The 7,217-nt window shown below is 71.4% G+C and carries 9 protein-coding genes; 6 read left to right on the top strand and 3 right to left on the bottom strand.

The annotated features are described in order from the left end of the window. Nucleotides 1-88: 88 nt before the first annotated feature. From NMK44_RS18025 to NMK44_RS18015, 3 genes are all read right to left on the bottom strand, one after another. Nucleotides 89-517, bottom strand: a complete 429-nt coding sequence (locus NMK44_RS18025; protein WP_254744226.1) for a S26 family signal peptidase — start codon at nt 515-517, stop codon at nt 89-91. A 3-nt stretch (nt 518-520) separates the two neighbouring features. Further along, entirely contained in the window at nt 521-2,305 is a 1,785-nt protein-coding gene (locus NMK44_RS18020) for an ABC transporter ATP-binding protein (protein ID WP_254744224.1), read from the bottom strand. Between the two features lie 227 nt (nt 2,306-2,532). After that, nucleotides 2,533-2,694, bottom strand: a complete 162-nt coding sequence (locus tag NMK44_RS18015) for a hypothetical protein (RefSeq protein WP_254744222.1) — start codon at nt 2,692-2,694, stop codon at nt 2,533-2,535. 199 nt (nt 2,695-2,893) lie between these two features. Here NMK44_RS18015 and NMK44_RS18010 point away from each other — a divergent pair, with 199 nt between their 5' ends. From NMK44_RS18010 to NMK44_RS17985, 6 genes are all read left to right on the top strand, one after another. Next, nucleotides 2,894-3,451, top strand: a complete 558-nt coding sequence (locus tag NMK44_RS18010; protein WP_254744220.1) for a MauE/DoxX family redox-associated membrane protein — start codon at nt 2,894-2,896, stop codon at nt 3,449-3,451. After that, complete coding sequence (locus NMK44_RS18005; RefSeq protein ID WP_254744218.1) at nt 3,451-3,996, top strand: peroxiredoxin family protein; 546 nt, start codon at nt 3,451-3,453, stop codon at nt 3,994-3,996. Before NMK44_RS18010 ends, NMK44_RS18005 begins: the two co-directional genes overlap by 1 nt. 203 nt (nt 3,997-4,199) lie before the next feature. Continuing rightward, on the top strand, nt 4,200-4,562 hold the full coding sequence (aroH, locus tag NMK44_RS18000) for a chorismate mutase (RefSeq protein WP_254744216.1): 363 nt from the start codon (nt 4,200-4,202) through the stop codon (nt 4,560-4,562). After that, nucleotides 4,559-5,644 (top strand): prephenate dehydrogenase, encoded by a 1,086-nt coding sequence (locus tag NMK44_RS17995; RefSeq protein ID WP_254744214.1) that lies wholly within the window; start codon nt 4,559-4,561, stop codon nt 5,642-5,644. The genes aroH and NMK44_RS17995 overlap by 4 nt, the downstream gene beginning before the upstream one ends. A 142-nt stretch (nt 5,645-5,786) precedes the next feature. Further along, on the top strand, nt 5,787-6,503 hold the full coding sequence (gene cmk / locus NMK44_RS17990) for a (d)CMP kinase (RefSeq protein WP_254744212.1): 717 nt from the start codon (nt 5,787-5,789) through the stop codon (nt 6,501-6,503). Further along, nucleotides 6,500-7,177 (top strand): lysophospholipid acyltransferase family protein, encoded by a 678-nt coding sequence (locus NMK44_RS17985; protein WP_254744210.1) that lies wholly within the window; start codon nt 6,500-6,502, stop codon nt 7,175-7,177. The genes cmk and NMK44_RS17985 overlap by 4 nt, the downstream gene beginning before the upstream one ends. The last annotated feature ends 40 nt before the right edge of the window (nt 7,178-7,217 follow it).

Below are 7,217 nucleotides of genomic sequence, written 5' to 3'. Positions count from 1 at the left end.
CAAAACGCCGGGGGGGGTTTTTTTGGGGCGGGGGGCCCCCCCCCCCCGGGGGGGGGGGGGGGGCCCGGGGCGGGGCCCCCCCCGCCGTTCAGGCGCTCAGGCGGGCCACCACGACACCGAGGACGGCCCCGGCGGGGACGTACCCGAAGTGCCGGGAGTCCAGCGTCCTGCGGGCGTCGCCCCGGACGACGATCCGGCCCGCGGGGACCGGTGCGCCGGGCCGGGCCCCGACCTTCTCCAGGACGTCCGCCGGAACCGGCTCCCCCGGGAGTGCGGCCACCCGCTTGACCAGCCAGCGCAGCTCCGGATCCGCGGCGCCCAGCGGGTTCCGGAAGACGATCACATCGTTGCTCCGGATCCGCCGGGAGGTGCGGACCAGCAGTCGGCTGCTGTCGGTGAACATCGGCGCCATGCTGTTCCCGGTGACCCGGATCAGCATCAGCTTCCGCCGGAGCGCGGCTCCGGCGCCCGCCGCCAGCAGTCCCGCGCCCAGCAGCGCCCTCGTGCGCTTGCGCATCGGTCACTCCACTCGTGCGTCCTGGTAGCCCGCCGCCTGCACCGCGAACAGATGCGCGTACCGGCCCCCGTGTTCCATCAGTTCGTCATGTGTGCCGGTCTCGGCGATCCCGCCGTCCGCCAGGACGACGATCGTGTCGGCGTCGCGCAGGGCGCTGAGCCGGTGCGACACCAGGAGGCTGGTCCTGCCCTCCCGGTGCTCGCGCAGGGTCCGGTTGATGTCGTGCTCCGCCTGGGCGTCCAGCGCGGAGCTGGGCTCGTCCAGGATCAGCAGATCGGCCTCGTCCCGCATCAGTGAGCGGGCCAGGGCGACGCGCTGCCACTGTCCGCCGGAGAGGGTCACACCGGGCGCCGCGTCGTAGTCGTCCACCTGGACCCTGCTCAGCAGGGTGCCGTAGCCGTCGGGGAGGGCGGACAGCTTCCGGTCGATCTCCGCCTTGCGGGCCGTGGCGCGGACGGCCGCGCGGTCCGTCAGCCGGGTGAGGTCGCCGACCCCGATGTTCTCCTGGGCCGTGAGGTCGTACGCCATGTAGTCCTGGAACGTGACGCCGACACGGCGGCGGAGTTCCCCGACGTCCAGGGTGCGGATGTCCGCCCCGTCCCAGAGGATCCGTCCGCGCACCGGGTCGTAGAACCGGCAGAGCAGTTTCACCAGCGTGCTCTTGCCCGCGCCGTTCTCGCCCACCAGGCCGACCGCGGTGCCCGCCGCGATCCTCAGGTTCACCCCGCGCAGCACCCAGGGCCCGGACGGGTCGTAGCGGAACCAGACGTCGCGCAGTTCGATCGCGTCCCGGAGCGGGCCGGCCGGAAGATCGCCGGAGCCGAGGTCGTCCGGGGTCTCCATCAGATCGATGAAGTGTCCGAACAGCCGGATGCCCTCGACCGCCATACCGGCCTGCAGGACGATCCCGCCGAAGGTGGCCTGGATTCCGGCCGCCGCGGCGATGAACAGGGTCACATCGCCGACGCTGAACTCCCCCCGCCCGGCGCCCACCGCCACGATGACGATGCCCAGGCCGATGACCGCCGCGTTCAGCAGGGCGAAGGCGGACTGGACGAGCATCCCCCGGCGGGCGACCCGCAGCTCGGCCTCGGTCGCCTCACCGAGCGCCGTGACCAGACGGGAGTGGAAGAAGCCGCCGAGCCCGAAGAGCCGGATCTCCTTGGCGGCGCGGGGGTCGGTCAGCAGACCCCGGTAGAACGTCCGGCGGCGGTACTTGCCGGAGACGGTCTCGGAGACCCGTGCCTGGCGGCGGGCCTGGAAGAGCTGGGTGACCAGGGCCGCGGCGCCGACCAGGAAGAGCAGCCCCGCCATGGGGGGCCAGACCGCGAGCAGTACGCCGGTGAAGCCGGAGACGGTGGAGACCGCCTGGACGATCAGTTGGCTGAACATGGTGATGTTGTGCGGAGCGTCCTGGGACGCCTCCTGGGCCAGCCGCAGCCGGTCGTGGAACGCGGGGGTCTCGAAGAGCCGCAGCCCGCGGAACGCATTGACGCGGGCGAAGAGCTTGTCCTCCACGGTCACCACGAGGCGCTGGCGGACCACTTCGTCGAGGTATCCCGCGAGTTGCAGCAGTACGGCGGTGACCGCGCCGACGAGGGCGATGGCGAGGGCGAGCAGTGTCACCCGGCCGACGTCCGCGTGGCCGCCCCGGCCCAGCTCGTCGAAGAGGAGTTTGCTCAGCCACGCCGCGAGCGCGGGCAGCAAGCCGGCGAGCACGGCCGTTCCGAACATCGCGCAGGTACCGGATCCGGTCGCCCGGAACTGGAGCGCCACACAGGTGGTCACGGCACGCCAGCGCAGTCGGGAACGAGGCCCGGGACCCGGTTCGGGCCCCTCAGACACGGATCATCTGGCTTTCCCCGCCCCCGGAATAACGTGTCCGTCCGCAATACCGCGCATCCGGAGAATGCGGATTGCCATCGGATCCTTGTACGTGATGGTGATGGAATATCCGGAGAGGGCCGCGGACGGTGGTGCGCCGCTGCCGAGGCCCTCTCCTCCGTTCAACTGATTCAGCAGCTCGTGGTGCTCTTGGTGCAGATGCCGTTGCAGTTGAAGCGGTACACCTTGCCGCTCTTGCAGTAGCAGCGCTCTCCGTGCTCCGGAACGCAGGCGCCGGCCCGCTCCTCGCGCAGAACGGCACTCAGAATGCGGTCACTCAGCTTGGCAAGCATGCTATTTCCTCCCGTTGGTTGATCAGGACGCCGGAACCGTACGACGCCCGAACGCCTGTACGCCAGAGGAGGAAGCGATTCCATTTGTGGCCAGTTCTCGTCGCTCTTCCGGAGTCTCAAGTTCCTTATTTCTCGATCTTGCGGTCATTCCCTAGAACATCTCTTCGGGGTTACAGTGCCGTCGGTCGTCGAGCAGCACATGGGGGATTCGATGGGCTATGCCCTGCTGGCCTGCCGCTTTCTGATCGGCGGGGTCTTCGTGGTCTCCGCCGTGAGCAAGCTGCGCGGGCGAACCGCGTTCCGGGAGTTCGAAGCCGCCGCGCAGGAAATGGGCGCGCCAGCCCGTTTCCGTCGCCCGATCGCCCTTGCGGTGGTGACCGCTGAAGGACTGATTCCGCTCCTACTCATGGTCCCGCCGGGCGGGCTGGCCGGCCTTGCGCTCGCGGGAGGGATGCTCCTCGTGTTCACCGTGGCGATGGTGACCGCGCTCCGGCGGAAGAAGACCACGTCCTGCGCCTGTTTCGGATCCTCCACCGCTCCGATCGGCCGTCAGCACGTGGTGCGCAACGCCGCCTTGCTGGTGGTGACCGGCGGGGGTGTCACCGCCGCACTGGGCGGCGCCCCCGGTCTGCCGTCACATCCCGGCGGGATCGCCGTCGCCGCGTTCGCCGCGCTGGTGGGCGTCCTGCTGGTCGTCGCCACCGATGAACTCGCCGCGCTGTTCGCGCCGCCCCCGCCCGCCCACCAGGAGACCTGATGCCGTATCTGATCGCAGCCGTCGTCGTTCTGGCGGTGCTGTGCCTGCTGAACCTGCTGCTCACCTTCGGAATAGTCCGCAAGCTACGAGCCGGGCAGGGGAATACCTACGCGGGGGACGATCCGGGACTGATGATTCCGAACGGCTCGGCCATGCCCGAGTTCGAGGCGGAAACCATCGACGGTGAGACGATATCCGGGGACACCCTGCGTGATGCCCTCATAGGATTCATCTCCCCCCATTGCTCGGCCTGCAGGGAACAGCTCCCGAACTTCGTGGAAATCGCCGGGAACCACCGGGCGCGGGGCCGGACCGTCGTCGCCTTTGTCCACGGTGACGCGGAGGACGCACGGAAGATGATCGAGCCGCTCCGCGGGATCGCGTCGCATGTGGTGATCGAGGATGCCGAGGACGGGCCGACCGAAAAGGCGTTCAAGGTGGCGGGATATCCGGTCTTCGGAATCGTCGACGGGGCGGGAACGCTGACCGCCAGCAATATCAAGCCGAAGGAATTGCCGGATCCGGCTCCGATACCGGTCGGCTGAGCCGGGCGGCGTAGATCCGCCGGAAGTCCCAGGAATCCACGCCGCACCGGCCGGGGCCCTCGTCCGCGCCCGGCCGGTGCGGGGTTGCGCCCGACTCGTGCGGTGTACGCCCGTCTCGCGGGCCGGGCGCGTCCGCAGGGGGTCCGCCGGACTGGTTACGCTGATCCGGAAGGCGGAACGGGAACGCGCAGGGGAGCACAGACGTGGCGGTACGAGCGGTCCGCGGGGCCGTCCAGCTCGAGCGGGACGAGTCCGGTCATATGCGGCAGCAGGTCTCGGAGCTGCTGACCGCCATCCTGGAGCGCAATGCGCTGGTACCGGACGACCTGATCAGCGTGTGGTTCACCGCCACCCCCGATCTGCACAGCGACTTCCCCGCGGTCGCCGCTCGTGAGCTCGGCATCACCGACGTGCCGCTGATCTGCGCCCAGGAGCTGGACATCGAAGGCGCCATGCCGCGGGTCGTGCGCATCCTGGCGCACGTCGAGACGGATCTGCCCAAGTCCGGTGTCGCCCATGTCTACCTCGGCGCCGCGGCCTCCCTCCGCAAGGACATCGCCCAATGAGAACCGCACTCGTCATCGGCACCGGTCTGATCGGCACCTCCGCCGCGCTGGCCCTGGCCGGACGCGGCGTCCACGTCCACCTCGCCGACCATGACGCGGACCAGGCCCGTACTGCCGCGGCGCTCGGCGCCGGGACGCAGGAGGAGCCCGAGGGCCCGGTGGACCTGGCGATCGTCGCCGTACCGCCCGCGTACGTGGCGCGGACGGTCGCCGACGTGCTGCGCCGCGGGGTCGCCCGTGCCGCGCTGGACGTGGCCAGTGTCAAGGGCGGGCCGCGCCGGGAGCTGGAGGCCCTGGGCGTCGACCTCAGCCGCTACATCGGCACCCATCCGATGTCCGGCCGGGAGCGCTCCGGGCCGCTGGCCGCCACCGCCGACCTCTTCGAGGGGCGGCCGTGGGTGCTCACCCCCGGCCAGGGCACCGACACCGAGGTGCTCAATCTCGCCCTGGAGCTGGTGGCGCTGTGCCGCGCGGTGCCCGTGGTGATGGACGCCGACGCCCATGACCGCGCGGTGGCGCTGGTCTCGCACACCCCGCATCTGCTGTCCAGCATGGTCGCCGCCCGGCTGAAGGACGCCGACGAGACCGCGGTGCGGCTGTGCGGCCAGGGGATCCGCGATGTGACCCGGATCGCCGCCTCCGATCCGGCGATGTGGATCGACATCCTGTCCGCCAACCCCGGCCCGGTCGCCGATGTCCTGGCGGCGGTGGCCGCGGACCTCGACGAGACGGTGCGGGCGCTGCGCGGACTCCAGTCCGCCGACGAGGCAAAGCGCGGCGACGGCGCCACCGGGATCGAGGACGTGCTGCGCCGCGGCAACGCCGGACGCGAGCGGGTCCCGGGCAAGCACGGTGCCGCCTCCGCCGTCTACGAGACGGTGACGGTGCTCATCGGCGACCAGCCGGGCGAGCTGGCCCGGATCTTCGCCGACGCGGGCCGGGCGGGCGTCAACATCGAGGACGTCCGGATCGAGCACGCCACCGGTCAGCAGGCGGGCCTGATCCAATTGATGGTGGAGCCCGCGGCGGCCCCCGGGCTGACCGCGGCGCTCCGCGAGCGGGGCTGGTCGATCCGGCAGTGATCGTGGGGCGGTGCGGGCACCGCCCCGGCCGCCCGGCCCCGTGGTCCGGTCATGACCATGCTGTCCGGAGCGGTCGTGTGAACCAGTAACCTTGTCCGAGGCTCCATCCGCCCCGTCCGACCAAGCCCCGTGCACACGAAAGGTGTCAGTCACCGTGGAAACCGCCGCCCGGACCGCCCCGGCAGCAGTGATTGTCGCGATCGACGGCCCCGCTGGCACGGGCAAGTCCAGCACCTCCAAGGCCGTCGCCGCCAAGCTGGGCCTGGGCTACCTGGACACCGGTGCCCAGTACCGGGCGATCACCTGGTGGATGGTGAACAACGGCATCGACGTCGAGGACGCCGTGGCCGTGGCCGACGCCGCCGCCAAGCCCGTCATCGTCTCCGGCACCGACCCGGCCGCCCCGACCATCACCGTCGACGGCACCGATGTCGCCGGGCCGATCCGCACCCAGGAGGTCACCTCCCGGGTCAGCGCGGTCAGCGCGGTCGCCGAGGTGCGGACCCGGATCACCGAGCTCCAGCGGACCATCGCCGCCGAGGCCCCGCGCGGCATCGTCGTCGAGGGCCGGGACATCGGCACCACGGTGCTGCCCGACGCCGACGTCAAGATCTTCCTGACCGCGTCCGCCGAGGCCCGGGCCGCCCGCCGCAGCGGTGAGCTCAAGGGCAAGGAGGCGGCCGACCTGGCCGCCACCCAGGCGGCGCTCGCCAAGCGGGACGCCCTGGACTCCGGCCGGAAGACCTCGCCGCTGGCCAAGGCGGACGACGCCATAGAGGTGGACACCACCGAGCTCACCCTCGACCAGGTCATCGAGTGCGTGGTCACGCTCGTCGAGGAGAAGCGGACGGGCGTGTGACCGGACCCGCCGACACACTGCCGAGCGCGGCCGGAGCCGCGGTGGGACGCCGGATCGGCATCGGCCTGATGTACGGGCTGTGGCGGCCGCGGGTACTGGGTGCCTGGCGGGTGCCGTCCGCCGGGCCGCTCATCCTCGCGGTGAACCACACCCACAACATCGACGGTCCGATGCTGATGGGCACCGCGCCCCGGCCGGTGCACTTCCTGATCAAGAAAGAGGCGTTCATCGGTCCGCTGGACCCGTTCCTGCGCGGGATCGGGCAGCTGAAGGTGGACCGTACGACCGCCGACCGGGCGGCGATCACCGATGCCCTGGGCGTGCTGAAGCGCGGCGGGGTCCTCGGGATCTTCCCCGAGGGCAGCCGTGGCGACGGCGACTTCGCGTCGCTGCGCGCGGGGCTCGCGTACTTCGCCGTCCGCTCCGGCGCGCCGATCGTGCCGGTGGCCGTGCTCGGCTCCGGCGACCAGCGCGACGGCAACGGCCGGGCCAGGCATCTGCCACGGCTGCGCAGCCGGATCGATGTGGTCTTCGGCGACCCGTTCCAGGCGGGCGACGGCAGTGGCCGGCGGACCAGGGCGGCCCTGGACGAGGCGACCGCGCGCATCCAGAAGCGACTGGGCGCGCACCTGGGGAACGCCAGGCGGCTCACCGGCCGCCGCGACGAGACATGAGATCCGCGAGCCCGTACGGCGGGCGCGCGGCCTGAGGGAC

The organism is Streptomyces cucumeris, from assembly GCF_024295805.1.
Classification (GTDB): domain Bacteria; phylum Actinomycetota; class Actinomycetes; order Streptomycetales; family Streptomycetaceae; genus Streptomyces; species Streptomyces cucumeris.
This window is presented reverse-complemented; position numbering and strand designations above follow the sequence as displayed.